20 protein-coding genes and 1 pseudogene are annotated in these 15,504 nt (G+C 38.4%); all 21 read right to left on the reverse strand.

Going from position 1 to position 15,504, the window contains the following annotated elements; translation table 11 throughout:
* A pseudogene (locus ACOZB4_RS33825) lies at nucleotides 1-332 on the reverse strand (hypothetical protein); the annotation flags it as partial.
* A gap of 526 nt (nucleotides 333-858) precedes the next feature.
* A complete protein-coding gene (locus tag ACOZB4_RS33830) occupies nucleotides 859-1,386 on the reverse strand; it encodes a hypothetical protein (protein WP_379416826.1) in 528 nt (175 codons plus the stop codon).
* 1 nt (nucleotide 1,387) lies between these two features.
* Nucleotides 1,388-1,897: a hypothetical protein gene (locus tag ACOZB4_RS33835; RefSeq protein ID WP_379416828.1), complete on the reverse strand. Its 510-nt coding sequence runs from the start codon at nucleotides 1,895-1,897 to the stop codon at nucleotides 1,388-1,390.
* A 407-nt stretch (nucleotides 1,898-2,304) separates the two neighbouring features.
* Nucleotides 2,305-2,475 carry a hypothetical protein gene (locus ACOZB4_RS33840; RefSeq protein ID WP_379416830.1) on the reverse strand — a complete coding sequence of 57 codons (171 nt, stop codon included), beginning with the start codon at nucleotides 2,473-2,475 and terminating at the stop codon, nucleotides 2,305-2,307.
* 47 nt (nucleotides 2,476-2,522) lie between these two features.
* On the reverse strand, nucleotides 2,523-2,759 hold the full coding sequence (locus ACOZB4_RS33845; protein ID WP_379416832.1) for a hypothetical protein: 237 nt from the start codon (nucleotides 2,757-2,759) through the stop codon (nucleotides 2,523-2,525).
* Nucleotides 2,760-2,978: 219 nt separating this feature from the next.
* Nucleotides 2,979-3,521 carry a hypothetical protein gene (locus ACOZB4_RS33850; protein WP_379416834.1) on the reverse strand — a complete coding sequence of 181 codons (543 nt, stop codon included), beginning with the start codon at nucleotides 3,519-3,521 and terminating at the stop codon, nucleotides 2,979-2,981.
* Nucleotides 3,522-4,028: 507 nt separating this feature from the next.
* On the reverse strand, nucleotides 4,029-4,181 hold the full coding sequence (locus ACOZB4_RS33855) for a hypothetical protein (protein ID WP_422759734.1): 153 nt from the start codon (nucleotides 4,179-4,181) through the stop codon (nucleotides 4,029-4,031).
* A 1,286-nt stretch (nucleotides 4,182-5,467) separates the two neighbouring features.
* Entirely contained in the window at nucleotides 5,468-6,013 is a 546-nt protein-coding gene (locus ACOZB4_RS33860; RefSeq protein WP_379416836.1) for a hypothetical protein, read from the reverse strand.
* Nucleotides 6,014-6,015: 2 nt separating this feature from the next.
* Nucleotides 6,016-8,580: a contractile injection system protein, VgrG/Pvc8 family gene (locus ACOZB4_RS33865; protein ID WP_379416838.1), complete on the reverse strand. Its 2,565-nt coding sequence runs from the start codon at nucleotides 8,578-8,580 to the stop codon at nucleotides 6,016-6,018.
* 79 nt (nucleotides 8,581-8,659) lie between these two features.
* The gene (locus ACOZB4_RS33870) at nucleotides 8,660-9,061 is read right to left on the reverse strand and encodes a DUF4280 domain-containing protein (RefSeq protein WP_379416840.1); all 402 of its coding nucleotides are present in this window, start codon (nucleotides 9,059-9,061) and stop codon (nucleotides 8,660-8,662) included.
* A 31-nt stretch (nucleotides 9,062-9,092) separates the two neighbouring features.
* The gene (locus ACOZB4_RS33875) at nucleotides 9,093-9,617 is read right to left on the reverse strand and encodes an imm11 family protein (RefSeq protein WP_379416842.1); all 525 of its coding nucleotides are present in this window, start codon (nucleotides 9,615-9,617) and stop codon (nucleotides 9,093-9,095) included.
* A gap of 16 nt (nucleotides 9,618-9,633) precedes the next feature.
* Nucleotides 9,634-9,906: a hypothetical protein gene (locus ACOZB4_RS33880; RefSeq protein ID WP_379416844.1), complete on the reverse strand. Its 273-nt coding sequence runs from the start codon at nucleotides 9,904-9,906 to the stop codon at nucleotides 9,634-9,636.
* A gap of 398 nt (nucleotides 9,907-10,304) precedes the next feature.
* Complete coding sequence (locus ACOZB4_RS33885) at nucleotides 10,305-10,616, reverse strand: DUF4274 domain-containing protein (RefSeq protein WP_379416846.1); 312 nt, start codon at nucleotides 10,614-10,616, stop codon at nucleotides 10,305-10,307.
* Nucleotides 10,617-10,765: 149 nt separating this feature from the next.
* Nucleotides 10,766-11,254 carry an immunity protein YezG family protein gene (locus ACOZB4_RS33890; RefSeq protein ID WP_379416848.1) on the reverse strand — a complete coding sequence of 163 codons (489 nt, stop codon included), beginning with the start codon at nucleotides 11,252-11,254 and terminating at the stop codon, nucleotides 10,766-10,768.
* A gap of 5 nt (nucleotides 11,255-11,259) precedes the next feature.
* A complete protein-coding gene (locus ACOZB4_RS33895) occupies nucleotides 11,260-12,435 on the reverse strand; it encodes a DNA/RNA non-specific endonuclease (protein ID WP_422759735.1) in 1,176 nt (391 codons plus the stop codon).
* A 71-nt stretch (nucleotides 12,436-12,506) separates the two neighbouring features.
* Nucleotides 12,507-12,782, reverse strand: coding sequence for a hypothetical protein (locus ACOZB4_RS33900; protein ID WP_379416852.1), 276 nt, complete (start codon nucleotides 12,780-12,782; stop codon nucleotides 12,507-12,509).
* 12 nt (nucleotides 12,783-12,794) lie between these two features.
* Nucleotides 12,795-12,986, reverse strand: a complete 192-nt coding sequence (locus tag ACOZB4_RS33905) for a hypothetical protein (protein ID WP_379416854.1) — start codon at nucleotides 12,984-12,986, stop codon at nucleotides 12,795-12,797.
* 27 nt (nucleotides 12,987-13,013) lie between these two features.
* Complete coding sequence (locus ACOZB4_RS33910; protein ID WP_379416856.1) at nucleotides 13,014-13,181, reverse strand: hypothetical protein; 168 nt, start codon at nucleotides 13,179-13,181, stop codon at nucleotides 13,014-13,016.
* A gap of 104 nt (nucleotides 13,182-13,285) precedes the next feature.
* Nucleotides 13,286-13,480 (reverse strand): hypothetical protein, encoded by a 195-nt coding sequence (locus ACOZB4_RS33915; RefSeq protein WP_379416858.1) that lies wholly within the window; start codon nucleotides 13,478-13,480, stop codon nucleotides 13,286-13,288.
* A gap of 138 nt (nucleotides 13,481-13,618) precedes the next feature.
* Nucleotides 13,619-14,125 (reverse strand): SUKH-4 family immunity protein, encoded by a 507-nt coding sequence (locus ACOZB4_RS33920; protein WP_379416860.1) that lies wholly within the window; start codon nucleotides 14,123-14,125, stop codon nucleotides 13,619-13,621.
* 13 nt (nucleotides 14,126-14,138) lie between these two features.
* On the reverse strand, nucleotides 14,139-15,504 hold a 1,366-nt coding region (locus tag ACOZB4_RS33925), incomplete at its 5' end, for a nucleic acid/nucleotide deaminase domain-containing protein (protein WP_422759736.1).

The following is a 15,504-nucleotide window of genomic DNA, read 5'->3' on the forward strand; positions in this document are numbered from 1 at the left end:
TAAGTAATAACGGATTCCGTAACCACCCACATCTGTCCCTTAAAAGAAACGTTGTCCCCCACCTGGCAGTACTGGTTCGTATGTACCCGGTAACTGACGAAGTCAGACTCCCCCAAGTCTGAGTTCGCATCCGAATTCGCTTGAATATCAAGAAAGTTCCCCCGATCTTTAATGATCGAATAATGATGGGATCGGATAACCTTCCCCCAAGAGAAATCAGGTACGCCAAAATAAACCCGAGGCGAATCCATGACGATATCAGGAAGGATGACTGTACCGATCCGCGATGCCAGCCTTTTTAAGAACTGCCAATTCGTCTCTTCATACTGCACGATGAGCTGACCAATTGGCGATCCATTTCATAGGTTCGCGACAGGCCTTCTATAGTCACATGGGGAATGCCATCTTCCACCTGAATATCGATATTGGAAACTCCACCTGCGAAGAGGTACTCATTCCCCTGCTCGGTAGATTTACGAATCAGCAAACTATCTCGATATGTACCATTTCTTAAGCTTATATCGGCTTGTTCCTCCGACATGGTTGTTGAAATATAACAGCGGGTATGATCATTAAACTTGCGAACATGGATTCAGAAATAATAAAAAAGCTCATTCCTACCTAACAATTAAGTAGAAATAAGCCGTTAATAACTCAGCAATATTATTTGATTTAAGTTGGAATGAGCATTTAAAAATTTATTAAGTGTTTGTGATTTTTAAGTGATGAGTTTGTTTATATTGATTACATTATACGATATCTATTAGAATTATGAGACACATTTATACAAACCTACAGACTACGCTATTTTTTCCATAATAGTCTTTAATAGATCTATTGTTAACTAAGAAAAAGAAATTACTTTTCGTGCTCGCTATCTTCAAAAAAATTTTCTTCTTCATAAGGGTAATTCAATAGGGCTAGATTTTCTTTAGTCAAATAATTGGTTTGATATTCGTCTGAATGATTATTGATCTGTAAACGCCCTTTAATTCTTTTTATTAGTGGGTATGAAGTATCATCTTCAACAACCAAATCCTTATCGTTCAACTGTAGTAGTTTTCCAATAACTTCGAGTAACTTTAACCATCCAAGATCAAAAGTACGTGCTATAAATTGAATACTAATACGAACGTTTGTATCCACACCATGATCTTCGAGATTCATTTCTCGAAAACGTTCTGCATATTCATCCTCATCATCTAAATTAATGCTCATTGAAAAATATGTGCAACCGACGCTTACGTATTGTTTACCAGTTCGATCCCATACCTCTGCCTCATAATTAATTAATTCAACAAACAATACTTCGCATAACATATCGTAGAGCAATTTCCCCAGTTCTTCTCTAGGCAAATTAGAACCAACTGATAATCTAAAATCCATCTTACTCAAACCTCCAGTACGCTCTAGTTACTTGACGCCCTTCAATAATTAGGAGTTCATTTAGGTATTTTAAATCCTTGTGTGTTTCACTAATTAGATTTTCAATAAGCTCGGCCCTTTTTTCAACGGGGTAATCATTTAAGTTTAACACTATTCGTCTGGCTTGTTCTGTAGTTTTCTCTCTAAGTTTATCAAGAATATTTCTTAGACTCGTACCTTTATTAGGGGCATAACAATCAAATACTTGCTGCTCTATTATGAAGTCCGGACTTTTATCAGGATTAATTCCATAGCCGTTTCCACGAAAACCATTTCCATTGGGGACTTCGTCAAGCATTATGGTGCGATATCCATTTTCCGCCAGCACATTGGCGGCTTCATTTTGTCTCTCTAATCCTCGGCTATCTTTACCTTTAATAGGAGCATAGCTTCCTTCCGGTTTCCCGCCTTTAGGTAACGAGGGCTTTGTAATGATAGCATTTGGCCTGATTTTAGGTGTATAAGGAATCATATGGCAGATAGTGTCCCCAATGAATCCAGACTTCTTTCCCCATACCCACTAATATTAGTATAAGCATGGCTAACTCCAAGTTCATGAATATCTCGTAGTAAGGTATGTATTGATTCGTCAATATTTAGATATAGTTTATATAAACTTAGGTATTCATCTTCACTTATCCGCTCAAAATCTTCATCATATGTCTTAGTTTCCAGTAAATTTTCAGGAATTAATTCAGCTGTTGCTGAGTTACAGCCTTCTAGGTTTGAACTTGTGAACTCCCATAGATATTCAAAACAATCTTCCAATCATCTGAATTGTATTTTAATGATATTAATGCATTCCAAAACAACTAATCCCATATGCAACTCTACCTCTGAATGAAATAAGTTTAAATCTATCCATATTCATATTCAATTTCATTCTCCTCCTTTATACCACCCAGTCAGTGCATCCGCTACATTTCCTTTAAAGGTAAATGTACAGTTTTTGCAAGCTTCTTTTGCTTTTCCAAACGCACTCGGAGTCGTTTCAACAGTATATAAGTACAAACCACTAATTTTAGAACCTTGATTTAACGCTTGATTCACTCCTTCAGAGCCTGATGAATACTTTTTAGTAAACTCATTTAAATAACTTAGTGCTGTTTTTTCTTGAACCTCAGCGAGTTGAGGTTCTTTGCTAAAATAATTCGGTTTCTGGGAATGACGTTCTCTAGCCAGTAATCACTATCTTTCATGCTTTCCAAGCCCTGGGATAGCCCTTTCATTACTGAGGAGATGGGGCTCAAGGCTTCTGCTGTCTCCCCGTTCATCCTTTTGCGAGTCACATCCTTCAGATCTTCATATTCTTGTTGTTGTTTCTCTTCAGCCATCTTCAGCAAAGAACTAAGCCTACTTTCACCATATCCTTCGATTACCGAATAAGCATTAGAATCATTTAATCCTCTGGATAATGTATAAGTAACAACTAATGTTTTATCTCTTTTAATACTGATACGCTAGCATGACAACAAAAAAGGCCGATCATGGTAGATCTGACCATAATCAACCTAAATAAGAAAGATCCTATTCAAAAAACAATTTCATGCATTTTAATAATTTATAGTAATATTTTCAAAAACTTTGCTTTTTCTATCTAAATTATTGTTTTTTACATTTATTTCATAGACATGTGGTTTAAAATATTTATATTGTACATACTGTTTATCCGAGGGTACTTCTTTCTCAATAACTTCAACTTCTTCTGCACCAATAAAGCACGTAATAACTTCAGCAAATAAAGTTAATATCTCAAGATGGGTGAGATTACGTAAACTTCCCTCATAGATAACATTCTCAAAAGTATCACTTGTTGTATATCTATCTTTTGTACTTTCATCAATAAACGTTATTTCTTCATCTTTCACAAAAATTGAAGTTTGATTTCCATAGAAACTAATAAATAAATCTTGTTTGTCTCCATCAAAACATATAAATTGAATTGGTATATTTGACGCTATCTCAACTTCTTGATCATCATCAGATAAAGTTTTTATAATTACATCAGGATTATTATCAAATTTAGTTATAAGGTTTTCATAAAGCTCTTCATTAGAAAATTGCATGCACATTTCTGAACTATAATTTATATTCATTAATCAAACACCGTCCCTTTTATAAATTGATTTACTGGAAACTTTGTCTGGCATCTTGTACATACGACGCCTTGTATTTGTAATACAAAAACCCATAGACAAAAAAAGTTGATCAATAAGCCGTTCTTTTTTTCTCCGTCTGTAATTTGTATATAATCATTCATCAAGATTTCTCCTCTTATCAAATTTTGGATATATAGAGTTTCTTTCCCCATCAACCATTGCGAACATAACAAAAAACAGGTCAATCATGTTGTATCTGACCATAAATCAACCTGCTCAATGTAACAGAATAGCGTTATTTAGGTTAAAAATTAAAGCATTTAATGTGCATACATCCGAAATGGAGAAATCTTTATATGGGTATTACATGGGTTAGATGTGTTCATCGATGAATGATGGGATCATTGGGCAATGGGTGAGGTCTTATTGAACAGCCGCCCCTTATACAATCTGGATGGTAATTCACTTTACTTGTAATATATTGGTTGCTCAATTCAACCGGTTTCATAGTCCGGTTTCATAGTCTTCTATTAGATGTGACCAATATCCTTCAACATCTTTCATTGCTACTGGATCAATTTGTTCATACAACTTACTTAGTTTAATCGCAAAATTGTATGAAGTATATTCACCTTCTTGTATCATTTTCTTTGCCACTTCATTCTTAATTAAATGAAACAAAAAAATGTTCTCAAATTTTTATTTAGTATATAAATTTGAGGTTTATGATAGGAAGAGCTTGTGAAAAGTCCATCCCTTCCTTCTTTTACGTACAGTCCATATTGTAAAAACGAGTAATGACCAATTTTTATGATTTGCTCATCTCCAACTAACAATTTTTGAAAACCGTTAAGTTTCTTATTTCCCAACCATCTTCAACATATCCTGCAATTTCAAACCCGTTTACTCCCTTTAACTCTTCCATTTATAACATTTCCAGTTGTATCGTGCTATTCACCCTAAAAGACATGATTTATTACTTTCTGTTCTTCGACATCGGGATAACGTATAAGATAACAAAAAACAGATCAATCTTGGTGGTATTTGACAATAACCGACCTGTTTGATGTAACAAGATAACATTATTTAGGACAATGTTTTCAATTGGTATTGAGTGTATTTTGAGAAGTCATCAATCAAATGCTTTTATTCAAAGTTACGAGTAATTTTATACAATTTTTTTACTGCACCACTCAGGGTTATATGGCATTTGACTTAGTTGTAATATATCGTCAGCAGAATAGTACCAATCAGCATCATCAAACCATAAATAATCCTCACTATTTTCCCTAAAATACTCTATTACAAATCTAAAAGAAAATTGGTACTCATGATTTATGTTTTCAATATCCATGGCCCAAAAGTAATTATTTTTTTGTGTTAACCATGTGAAACTATCATATGAGTTCTCTTCAATTACATTTGCATTAAATGTAAAATATCTGACTTTATCATATTTTCAGAATTTTGAAATGTAGTTTCGTCGACTTCTGATAACGTCCCCTCTGCAGATAAAAAATTACCCTTACTATGTTTAAACTTTATTTAAAAGCAAAACATGCCTGCTTCTTGGGCTGCCTTCTTGAAGGCAGCCACTGTTTGTTCGAGTGAATATTTCTATATATTTTTTTTAATAATTATAGAACTCACTTACTCAAGACCTCCTTCAAATCACTTAATGAAATTATTATTTTGACTCTTTTATCCTCCATCATCTCAACTAGTTTTTCTTGTGTTTTGTTATTTATGTAATATTTTCGACAAAATAAACACCCCCCTCGTATCATAAAGTATTATCTCATAGTTTTAGACATCGCAAAAAACCACAACACGGGCGGTTGCTCGCATTGTGGTATTATTGAATTTAATTTACGAAGGTTTCACAATATTTTATTGATAGATCATCATTGACTTTAAAAAGTTGCTATAATCTTTAATATAATTTAGATTCTAAAATCCCTCAAAACTTTTGACAATTTTTTTCCATTAAACTTATCACCCCATCCTCTATTTTCTTTTATAGAATATTTCAGAAATGATCCAATATCCGGTAATGAAAAGCTATTATCTATCATGAAATCAATAATCTTCTGCAAAGAATTCAAACTACTTTCACCATATCCTTCAATTACCGAATACGCATGGCTGATACCCAATTCATAGAGTTCTCGAAGTACTATATCAATTGAGCTATCAATATTTTGATATAATCTATACAAATATAGATATTCATCCTTACTTAGCCGTTCAAATTCTTCCTCTTCATATGTTTCAAACTCCATTAAATTTTCTGGAATTAATTCAACTATAGTTTCGTTCCAATCATCTAGATATGGAATACTAGTAAATTCCCATAAATAGTTCAAAACTATCTTCCAATCATTAGGATCGTATTTTAAGGCTATAAGTATATTCTCAAAGCAGCTAATTCCATACGCTACTCTACCTCTTAACGAAATATGTTTAAATTGTTCTATATTCATATCCATAATCACTTTCCTCCTTTAGTCCACCCAGTTACTGCATCAGCAACTTTTCCTTTGAAAGTAATTGTACAATTTTCACAAGCCAATTTTGTTTTTCCAAATGATGAGCGTGTTGTTTCAATTGTAATTAAGTGTAAATCACTCAATTTAGCATTCTGATTTAATGCTTGATTTATTGCATCTACTTCTGAACAATTACCTATCTTATAATCATTAAGAGATTCTTTTGGTAACAATCCCTCTTGATTTTTAGTTCCAAATAACACTGTATTTTTTTTATCACCACTTATTTGTACCCCTTTATTCATCCCATAGTAATATTTACCTGTAACTGCATCATAAGCCAAAGTGGCCGTATTGAAAAGATCCCCTTTTCTTTTTGAAGGCGCAATTGCTTTTTGCATCTTAGACCAATCACTGACAGCAGTAAGCAACTCTTCATCAGATGGTAATTTTGGAACACCACCACCATTAACAACCTCTTGAGAATCCTTCCTCGGCGCACCTTCCACATCAGGATTTTGTTTATTATTTACCTTCAACTCATCCATATGAGGTTGTGGGCTATTAGTAGACGTCTTAGGCTTAATTCCCTTTGTGAATAGATCCTGCAACGCGTTCTTAACAGGTCTAAGGCCTACTAAAAAACCAGAGAACATAGCGCTTTGAGTACCCACAGTTACTGCCCCTGTAAATGTAGGTCTGCGCCCGTTAATCAGTTCTGTCAATGTATAGTCAGTATATCCACTAGCAAATCCACTAGCAAGCATTGCTGTAAAACCACTCGCTACCTGACTCGTCGTAGCAGGAAGTAATGTTGTAGATGCCGCGCCCCCAACGGGTCCAAATATCCCACCCGTCACGGCTCCTACAATTCCACCTGTTAATGCACTTCTTAAGTAGGTTGCCCCGCTACTCCATTCTCCCCGAGCCAAGTCATTAGCAAAGGTTGCGCCAACTGCACCAACTGCTCCAAATGCAGCCCCCATGAGTACTGCTCCAGCAACTCCGCCAGTAACTACTGTAGCAGTGACTACCAAGGCAACTACCACTACAACTGCAACAGCGGCGCAAACCTTATCCCAGAAGCCCCATCCGCCCGACTCTTCTTCCTTCGGCGGCGGCGGCGGCGTATAAGTCTCAATCTCATCGTTATATTTCGGATAGCTTGTCCGGTCGGCACCATCCAGCTTGACCTGGCTTCCTAATAAGTGGTACTCACTTTCAACCGTAAATCCGCTCAGCTTGCTTAATTTCTTGGCCAGGATCATGTTCGGTGTTCGGAATACCACACGTTTTGGAGTATACAGCGAAATATCTTCACCCGCGTTCATCGTGAGCTTCCGGTGGCTTGTCAGGATGACGCCTGCCGCATCATCAAAGCTAATCATTAACGGCTCTTTGGAACCACTGACCACATTAATCGCTGTCGGCGTAATTTCTAGCTCACTGCCATGCTCCGTACCGAAGTAGCGGTTGTTGGGATCCCCGGTTTTGCTGCAATCCCCTCCGTTCGTCCGGACACAGCCGATGACCTTGGCTTTGCTTCCTGCATCATCCGGGAAGTACAGGCTCGCATTCGTTCCCTTCTGAGGCATCGAGTACATGGCACTTCCCGTAGGCGGGGCAAAAGGGAACCAATAGGCCGATGCGGGCGACTGCTCCTGATCGATCTCCAAATGCAGCTTGATCTGCTGACCTTTAACATCTAACACCTTACCGTTCATCGAGATGCCAATTAATTTTTGGTTATGTATCCGATTTTGACGTATGCCATACCTTCTCGATAAACGGTAGTTATAGATCAGTTGACCCTGATCCATGGCGGCTTTCATTTCACTAATCACCATCGGTTTATCTCGAAACAGAACCTCATCGCCGATGGCATAACGTGTGCCACTTTGAATTTCGTATGTAAAAAAATCGGTATGATGCACCGAGGCAGATCCTGACCTAGCATTTTGATAAGCAAGTAGATCTTTACTTGCCGTATACGGCAAATCATCGGGGAACTGAATGCTGTTCCTGGTTGGCACTCCGATGTACATCCGTGGCTTGACTTCGTAAATATCACTGTACACCACACTCTGAAAATGACTGGCCATCCGTCTGAGGAACTCCCAGTCGGTCTCGTCATACTGGATGATCGGTTCGCCAATAGACTCATTTTCGCCAACGAGTTGAATCACATCGTACCCGGCATAAGCTTTCAAAACGCTTTTAACGAGTTCGCCGTACGTCATGTTTTTATTTTGGAAGGATCGGCGCCTCTTCTGGGCGTCCAGCCGGCTCGAGCCGGAAACGGCTTCTATCTCTATGCTATAAATCCCGTTGTGATGTTTGGTTTGTACGTTGGAAATGAGACCGCTAAAAATCTTGGTTTCCCCGTCAAACGCCTGAACTTGGTCATCCGTCGACGCTTTGAGTACGGCGTTAACCTGATCCTGATCATCGACAAGGCCGCGAATGAATAGTCGCCCATGCTCATTCGGCTTCCATTCTATTTGAATATCTTTAACTACCTTGAGTCGGTATGGCGATGTTACTCTTATGTTTTCAAACCCTATCATATCAACTAGCCTCCGATCGCATAACTTTTCATGCTGTCCGGTCGCCCCCGCTTATGCTCTTCATATTTGACATGTCTTCCTAGTCCTCTTCATGCTGACCACTGCTGTTAAAACGGATCACCCCACCTAGTGAACAGCTCAATTCCGACTCGGTAGTCAGAGCCGATTTCTCTTCTACCTTTGCCTGCTCTTTGGTCTTCTCCCATTTGCTGCCGGCCAACAGAGCTAGCAGGCAAGGCTTCCCCTGTATTTCTTGGCCATCCATCGAGATTAAATAAACCGTCTCGCCGCTCTGATTTTCCGGACTGCTGCAGATCCCAAAATTCGAAATATTTACTTCGGGAATAGAGTCCGATTCGTTCATCATAGGCTTGCCATTAACATAGGCTCCGTGGCTATTCGGCAAATTCAGTTTCCGTATATGTGATCCACAATCGCAAAAAATATTAGCGCCACGTACAACATACTCATACTTATCCATCAGTTCACGCCCTTCCCCAACTTTCGCTCAATCACTCAACGAGAACTTTCTTCAAGCTAACTCCGATCATATCTCGGCGGAGTATGCTCTCGGCTACATCTAGGCGGACAATGATCAGAGGTTGCTCACTTTCTTGCACGCGGAAAATTCGTTTCTTCGCCACCTTCTCCCCTTGGAGTACCAGCTTCTTGATGACGCTTCGATCCGCATTAAATTCACTGCTCGGACTTAGAGCTTCGACTTCCTCGAAAAAAGGCAGGAAGTAAAGACTTTGCTTACTATTGAATTGATCCATCAGAGGAATATGCTTAAAAATACATTCCGGCTCGTACATGGCGATCAATTTCTTCAATTTATCTGACAGCAAGTAGAGCTGATGGCTTAATAGATCCAAATACTCAGTATTGATAGAGGCCTTAACCTGAAATATTGTTGTATCTGCAATTTGATGAGCACGTAGGCGATTCATATGGCGTATATCGATTTTTCGCCGAAGATTTTGTAAAACTGGAGTGTCGGTATAGCGTTCATCCTGCTGCATCATAAAGTAATCCATGACATCCCTCCTCCATTCACTGCTCTGCCATGATTCCTTCTTGTCCTGTTTCCGGCTGACCATAGAGAAGCTCGCTGCGATCCCGGTATTCCCCTGCCAGAATGCAAATATTCGGTTTTTTCACCAGCAAGTTGTAGCCCTCACATTCCAAAATAGAAGGAACCATATTTCTCATAAATTCGATCGCGAACAAATGGTATCTTATGGCTTCAATTTGTAAGATCCGTTCAATATCCATCGTCGAGATTTTCCGGGCATAACTTGATTTAACAGCTTCCAACTCCCGCATTCTCTGAAATAAAGGATTAAATATAAACTCTGCCTTCCAGTGTGAAGAACACTCTACAGGATCAAGAAACCAACGCTCGTCATGGTCGGGCTATGTCACCTAGGAGTTGCAAAAATCTTCTGTTCCCTTCTTGGGGCGGCATATTCTACAGTTAAGTAATATTTTCAAAAAACTGTGAGAAAGCGAACATAACAAAAAAACAGATCAATCATGGTGGTATCTGACCATAATCGACCTGTTCAATGTAACGCTTTAGCGTTAATTAGGTTATGAAATTAAAGCATTTGATGTGCGTACAAACAAAATGGCGAAATCTTCATACGGGTATTATATGGGTTAAAAGGTGTTATTGGTTGAATAATGGGTTCATTCGACACTGGTAACTCCCATAAGATAAACTAGAGAACTGGAATTTCCATGTCATCGCTAGGCGACTTATCGAAGAAGACATCAGGATTACTAGGGTTTGACTTTCTTAGCTTAAAGGCTTGTACTTTTGTTAATAGAGGTGTAAAAGAAATTGACTTATTAGAGAATTCATTATTAAATATTCTTTCATACAGCTTTGAGATGAACTCTTTCCATTCAATCAAAGTGGACACAGAGACAACATCTTTTAATTCAAGTAGGCGATCACCATCTGCACGATAAAACATTAGTAGACCTGTTCCGAGATCACACTTTTCATTGCTTAATATAGCCGTTGGCACTTCAAAGCCACTGTTCCAATTATAGTTGGCGGCATATATACGAGATACAGAGGACTCTTCATATTTTTGATTTCTACAATAATACTTTTATTATCTTCACTATATAACAGGTCTTTCAGCGTTATTCATTACAATCATATCATAGTTATTTAAATTGGATTATTCGGATACTCTGCTAAGTATCTACTTATTAACTGTTGCCCTCTTTCATCAACAGGCATCATCTTTAAATATTTGTACTTCCATATCTTTAGTTGATCACTGAAACCGTAATTAGTCTTATGCCAGTCTGTATAATCAAAATTCAAATTCAATTTACCAGAGTTATCTAGACTTAAAGTAAATGAATACCACAATTCTTGATCGTTCTCTTTAAAAATTTCACGCACTTTCTCTGCAAGGTTAAATAGTTTCATTTCGTTTTCTTCAAACTCTTTTTCATTAATTTGAAATTTTTGAGGTATTTTTAGGCTATATTCATAAATCTCAGGATCATTAACTGGGCTATAAAAAAAATAAGTGCCTCCTCCATCATTTGATACTTGTGCGTAGAAAAAAAACTTCCCCCAATTTTCAGGAATTATTTTGTCTACAGTAATAGCTATCTCTCTGTAAAGCTCATTCAATAGTACTTCCATTTCAATTATCCCCCTGCTTGATTTTTTATTAATTTCTTAACCATATCTTCGCCTTCAATTTCATACGTAACTCTGAAAGTATCTGGTCTCATTGAATCACCAGAATATACCGGGTCAATTTTTACAGTAACTTTTTTTGGAGGTATTTCTTTTAATGCATTTGCCCATTCAGTTTCCATATTGAACCACTCCCCGCCAGAACGATTAATCTGGCTGTTTTGTGGAACTAAATTATCAATATCTTTTGGCCCCTTAAACTGCGCTCCAATTAAGTGACCACCATCATCATCAGACAACCTATCTTTTCCTCCTACTGTCCTTTGTGCATATTCATTTCGTTCTGCTGAACCAAGTACAAGATCTCCTTCGCACTCGACAATGCGTCCGTGACTATCTGTACGATAAGTGTAGCCGTCTGGTGATTTGTATTCCACATTTGGTTTTAGAACTTTTTTTCTACCTTGCTTTGTGAAATGATCACCATAATTAACCTTTGTTACAGGTATAGGTTTACCCGTCCCCCCAGAACCGCTTTTGCTGAACTGAATAAACGGTTCGTCAGCAACACGGTCAAGGCGCCATCTCCCAGGTCCTCTACCCATCGTACCGGCATTAGTAGAAAGACTATACGCTTCTTCCCATGAAAGCTTGTAGTTCGACGGATTCATCTTAATATTAGCATCATTCATTGTAGCTTTGAAGCTCGTGTACTTATTGCCTGCAGCTTCTTTAAAAGCCGCCAGTCTTTGGCTGTCTTTAAATTTATCAGCGATTTTCAGGTTATTCGGTTTGAACAGGAAGGCTAAACTAACTACACCTAATCCCATCTCTAGCTGGTTTAGTGTGTCCTGGTTCATCCCTATTACTGCCGGATTGCTATAGTTGTTCCCTTCGTTCAAATCACGCAGCTTCTCGGAATTGACTTTAATCTGCATGATGCCTACACCGATTTCTGCTCCTGCTATTAACATTAAATACAGAGAACTTCCACCCGTCGGGATCGCCAAGACGATGGCCACAATGCCGAATAATATACCGAGCATTGCAGCTTGCTGCTGTGGAATAGTAACCTTTGTCATGAAATTGAGCCGTGAAAGGTATGTAACAGTTTGATCCTCTTTGCTAAAATAATTCGGCTTCTGGGGAATGACGTTCTCTAGCCAGTAATCACTATCTCTCATGCTTACCAAGCCCTCGGACAGCCCATTTATTACTGAGGAGATGAGGCCCGAGGCATTCGCTGTCTCCCCGTTCATTCTTTGCGACTCTCATCCTTCAGATCTTCATATTCTTGTTGTTGTTTCTCTTCAGCCATCTTGGTAAAATCGATGATTCCCGGAAATTTTTGCTTTGGCGGATCTTTCTCGGCCAGCATAAAAGATGGCGGCCCGTTGGCTTCTTCCATCAGCTCGTGATGAATCTGCTTCTTCATGTTATATTTTCTATAGGCAGCTTCGTATTCCTGGTGAGCCTGTTTTATCTCTTCAGTTGTTCTCTCCTCACCTTTACCTCTGGCTTCTGCTGTCATTTGCGTCCATACTCACGTTCGTATTGTCTTCTGTACTCCCGACGTGCTTCCAATGCTTCGGAGCTTAGTTGCGCCATTCGTCTTGTCCTCCATCACCAATTCAATAATATCCTCATCTTCTACAATCTCTATAAATCCGTCTTCGTTAGCCGACTCAATAATCTCTTCTAGTGGTTCAAATCCTTTTATTAACTTCCTATTCAATTCTGCTCCCCTCCAACTCTGTTAGCTTTACTCGTTGGACTTAAATAGCTGTTCCGTTTCCTTTATTTGTTCCTTAGCTCGTTTTACCACTAGCATAGCTTTTTGTTCTGCTTCTTCCAGTTCCATTTGTTGACGAGCTAATACATTTCCATTGTGCTGGACAGTCTCCCGCAATCCAGATGCTTCTCGTGCCAAGCTATCTATGCTGCGCAGGATTCCCAGTCTGGGTTGTCCGTCTTTATAATCTGCTAGATGGTTATAATAATCAGCCTGTTCCTGTAGCTTGCTTATATCTGTTACTACTTGATGATCGGTACTACCGATCGTCTTAACTCATCCGCCTGTTGCCGTAACGCTCGTGCTTTCTGGCAGTAATCTCTCACTTCTTCTACGATTGTCTGATACTCTGCTTGTGCCTGAGTAATCAAACCTGTTTCCTCTACTTTTTGCACCTGTTTTCGCCACTTCCCTTTTCCTCCTTTAACTTTGGGCATACAAAAAAAGCTCATTCCTACTCATGGTTCAAGTGGGAAAGAGCTTTGAAAGTTTATCAAGTGTTTGAATTGTTTAGTGTTTGGTTTGTTGGTTGTATTGTACGATATTGAAGTTGGGTTTGTAAATGGGTTTAAACATCACCACATCTCTTCATACTCTTCAACCTTAGTAGACCAATACCCTTCGCTATTTTCCATTGCTTCGGGATCAATTTTCTCAAACTTTTTGCGCACCTCTTCTCCATACGTATTACATTCTTCTACTTCTTTCAAATTATACTTTTTAGCTTCCTGAAAAAAAATCAGATGGAACAAGAAAAAGGTTTTTAAATCACGATTCAGAAGAACGATATCATTTTCTGATTCTTTTACTACCTTGCCACTACCTAAATGCACATAAATTCCATTACTCGTATAATCATGTGGTCGAAAAATACCTACTTGTATGTATTTTTCATCGAAAAACACACAAGTTTTAAATTCTTCCAGTTCAAAAAAAGTGAAACCTAGAAAATTGTACGGAACACCTATCTGACTCATAAAAAGGGCATCACTCTCTATAAAACCTTGCTTAATAAGATCGTCATAGTTGTATAACCGAAAATCATCGTAATATTTCTTAACATTTTCTATATTATATTCCATAGTCGCTCCCTCACTAATTAATCCCAAATAGTTGTTTTAGTGCCTGCTTAAGTTTTTTGTTTCCTCTATTCCGTGATTTTTGATCTCCATATTCAAAACTATAAATCACTTCCGCATTCGGGTACTCTTTAGATAACAACTGCCTACAGTTATGTCCATCCAAGATACACGGCTCCCTTTCCGAATACAACCGTTTAACTTGGTCAGGGCTTATTCCCTCTTTCTTCATTATACCATCAAATATTTTCTCTGAATGTGTGATCTTTTCAACTGTCTCTTCTCCTACAACAATTTCTTCTCGTGTACTAACGATTTGATATCTCTTGACTACTCCGTTCACTTCAACTTCAGCTATTAATACATTCTGTCCACCTGTAATATTATTATCGATACGAAATTGCTGAGCAGCCTTACTTAAATCATCACTTCCATATTCAACTTGTTTAACATTAAGTACACCTTTACTTCCACTCGAGCCAGCTTTACCTGCCCCCCCAAACGATCCACTTGAGCTTGCTTTCTTTTTCTTTAAAGCTTCATATAATTCCTTCTCTTTCTTGAAATATAAATCTCTCTTATCTTTAGAAGCTTTTCTAATAGCTTTACTCTCTTCAACGGCTTGCCGAACTCGCATTGCCATTTCTTTCTGTCTTCTATCTTGCCCACGTTTAAAGCGAGTCTTAGGTGTAGAAACCTGGTCAGTCCCCTTCACATATCTAGCATTATAAGCTCCTTTGGCCCCTTTCAACAAACTTTTCCCAAGTATCGCTAGATCCACCGCTCCTAGCATTAACCCGGTCACATCCAGCATTTCCTGATTAATCCCTAGGAGGCTTGTGTCGGATACTACCCCATCATTTAAATCCTGCAGCTTCATGGTACTTACACCGATCTGTGCGACGCCCCAAACTCCGTTGACTGCAGCTAATAAATATAACGAACCTCCTGCGGTGAAAAAAGCACCTACTACAGCTACGGCTCCAAACAATAAATTGAGTTCTGTCATCAATTTTTGCTGTTTAACCACGAGCTCTTCAAAGGTGAAGCGTGAAAAATAGATATCCTCGTCCGGGATTTTGCTAAGATAATCCGGCACCTCAGGAATCAACTCATTTAATTGATGTTCCTCTCTTCGCTCCTCCCAACGATCCCGCCATTTTTCTATCGGGCCAGTTAGTACTTTTGATGCATTCACAAGTCCCTGTAAAGCCTCATTATTATTAGCTTGTTTCTCTATATGAGCCTTCACAGCTTTCCATGGGGAAGTTGGCTGTTTAGGCGGCTCCTTCTTGCCACTTCGTATATCTACATAGTTTTGATAGAACTCCGCATATTCTTGCTGTTCTTGGGCTCTTTCCTTATCTGACTTTCTCTTTGCC

The sequence above is a fragment of the Paenibacillus sp. NPDC058898 genome (assembly GCF_049316025.1).
Lineage (GTDB): Bacteria > Bacillota > Bacilli > Paenibacillales > Paenibacillaceae > Paenibacillus_AQ.

Coding starts and splice junctions, on each gene's coding strand:
- ACOZB4_RS33845 (WP_379416832.1), bottom strand. CDS start 2,759: ATGGCTGAAGAGAAACAACAACAAGAATATGAAGATCTGAAGGATGTG.
- ACOZB4_RS33875 (WP_379416842.1), bottom strand. CDS start 9,617: ATGGATTACTTTATGATGCAGCAGGATGAACGCTATACCGACACTCCA.
- ACOZB4_RS33880 (WP_379416844.1), bottom strand. CDS start 9,906: ATGCGGGAGTTGGAAGCTGTTAAATCAAGTTATGCCCGGAAAATCTCG.
- ACOZB4_RS33895 (WP_422759735.1), bottom strand. CDS start 12,435: ATGAGAGATAGTGATTACTGGCTAGAGAACGTCATTCCCCAGAAGCCG.
- ACOZB4_RS33900 (WP_379416852.1), bottom strand. CDS start 12,782: ATGACAGCAGAAGCCAGAGGTAAAGGTGAGGAGAGAACAACTGAAGAG.
- ACOZB4_RS33835 (WP_379416828.1), bottom strand. CDS start 1,897: ATGATTCCTTATACACCTAAAATCAGGCCAAATGCTATCATTACAAAG.
- ACOZB4_RS33830 (WP_379416826.1), bottom strand. CDS start 1,386: ATGGATTTTAGATTATCAGTTGGTTCTAATTTGCCTAGAGAAGAACTG.
- ACOZB4_RS33860 (WP_379416836.1), bottom strand. CDS start 6,013: ATGGATATGAATATAGAACAATTTAAACATATTTCGTTAAGAGGTAGA.
- ACOZB4_RS33920 (WP_379416860.1), bottom strand. CDS start 14,125: ATGGAATATAATATAGAAAATGTTAAGAAATATTACGATGATTTTCGG.
- ACOZB4_RS33870 (WP_379416840.1), bottom strand. CDS start 9,061: ATGGATAAGTATGAGTATGTTGTACGTGGCGCTAATATTTTTTGCGAT.
- ACOZB4_RS33915 (WP_379416858.1), bottom strand. CDS start 13,480: ATGCCCAAAGTTAAAGGAGGAAAAGGGAAGTGGCGAAAACAGGTGCAA.
- ACOZB4_RS33865 (WP_379416838.1), bottom strand. CDS start 8,580: ATGATAGGGTTTGAAAACATAAGAGTAACATCGCCATACCGACTCAAG.
- ACOZB4_RS33890 (WP_379416848.1), bottom strand. CDS start 11,254: ATGGAAGTACTATTGAATGAGCTTTACAGAGAGATAGCTATTACTGTA.
- ACOZB4_RS33850 (WP_379416834.1), bottom strand. CDS start 3,521: ATGAATATAAATTATAGTTCAGAAATGTGCATGCAATTTTCTAATGAA.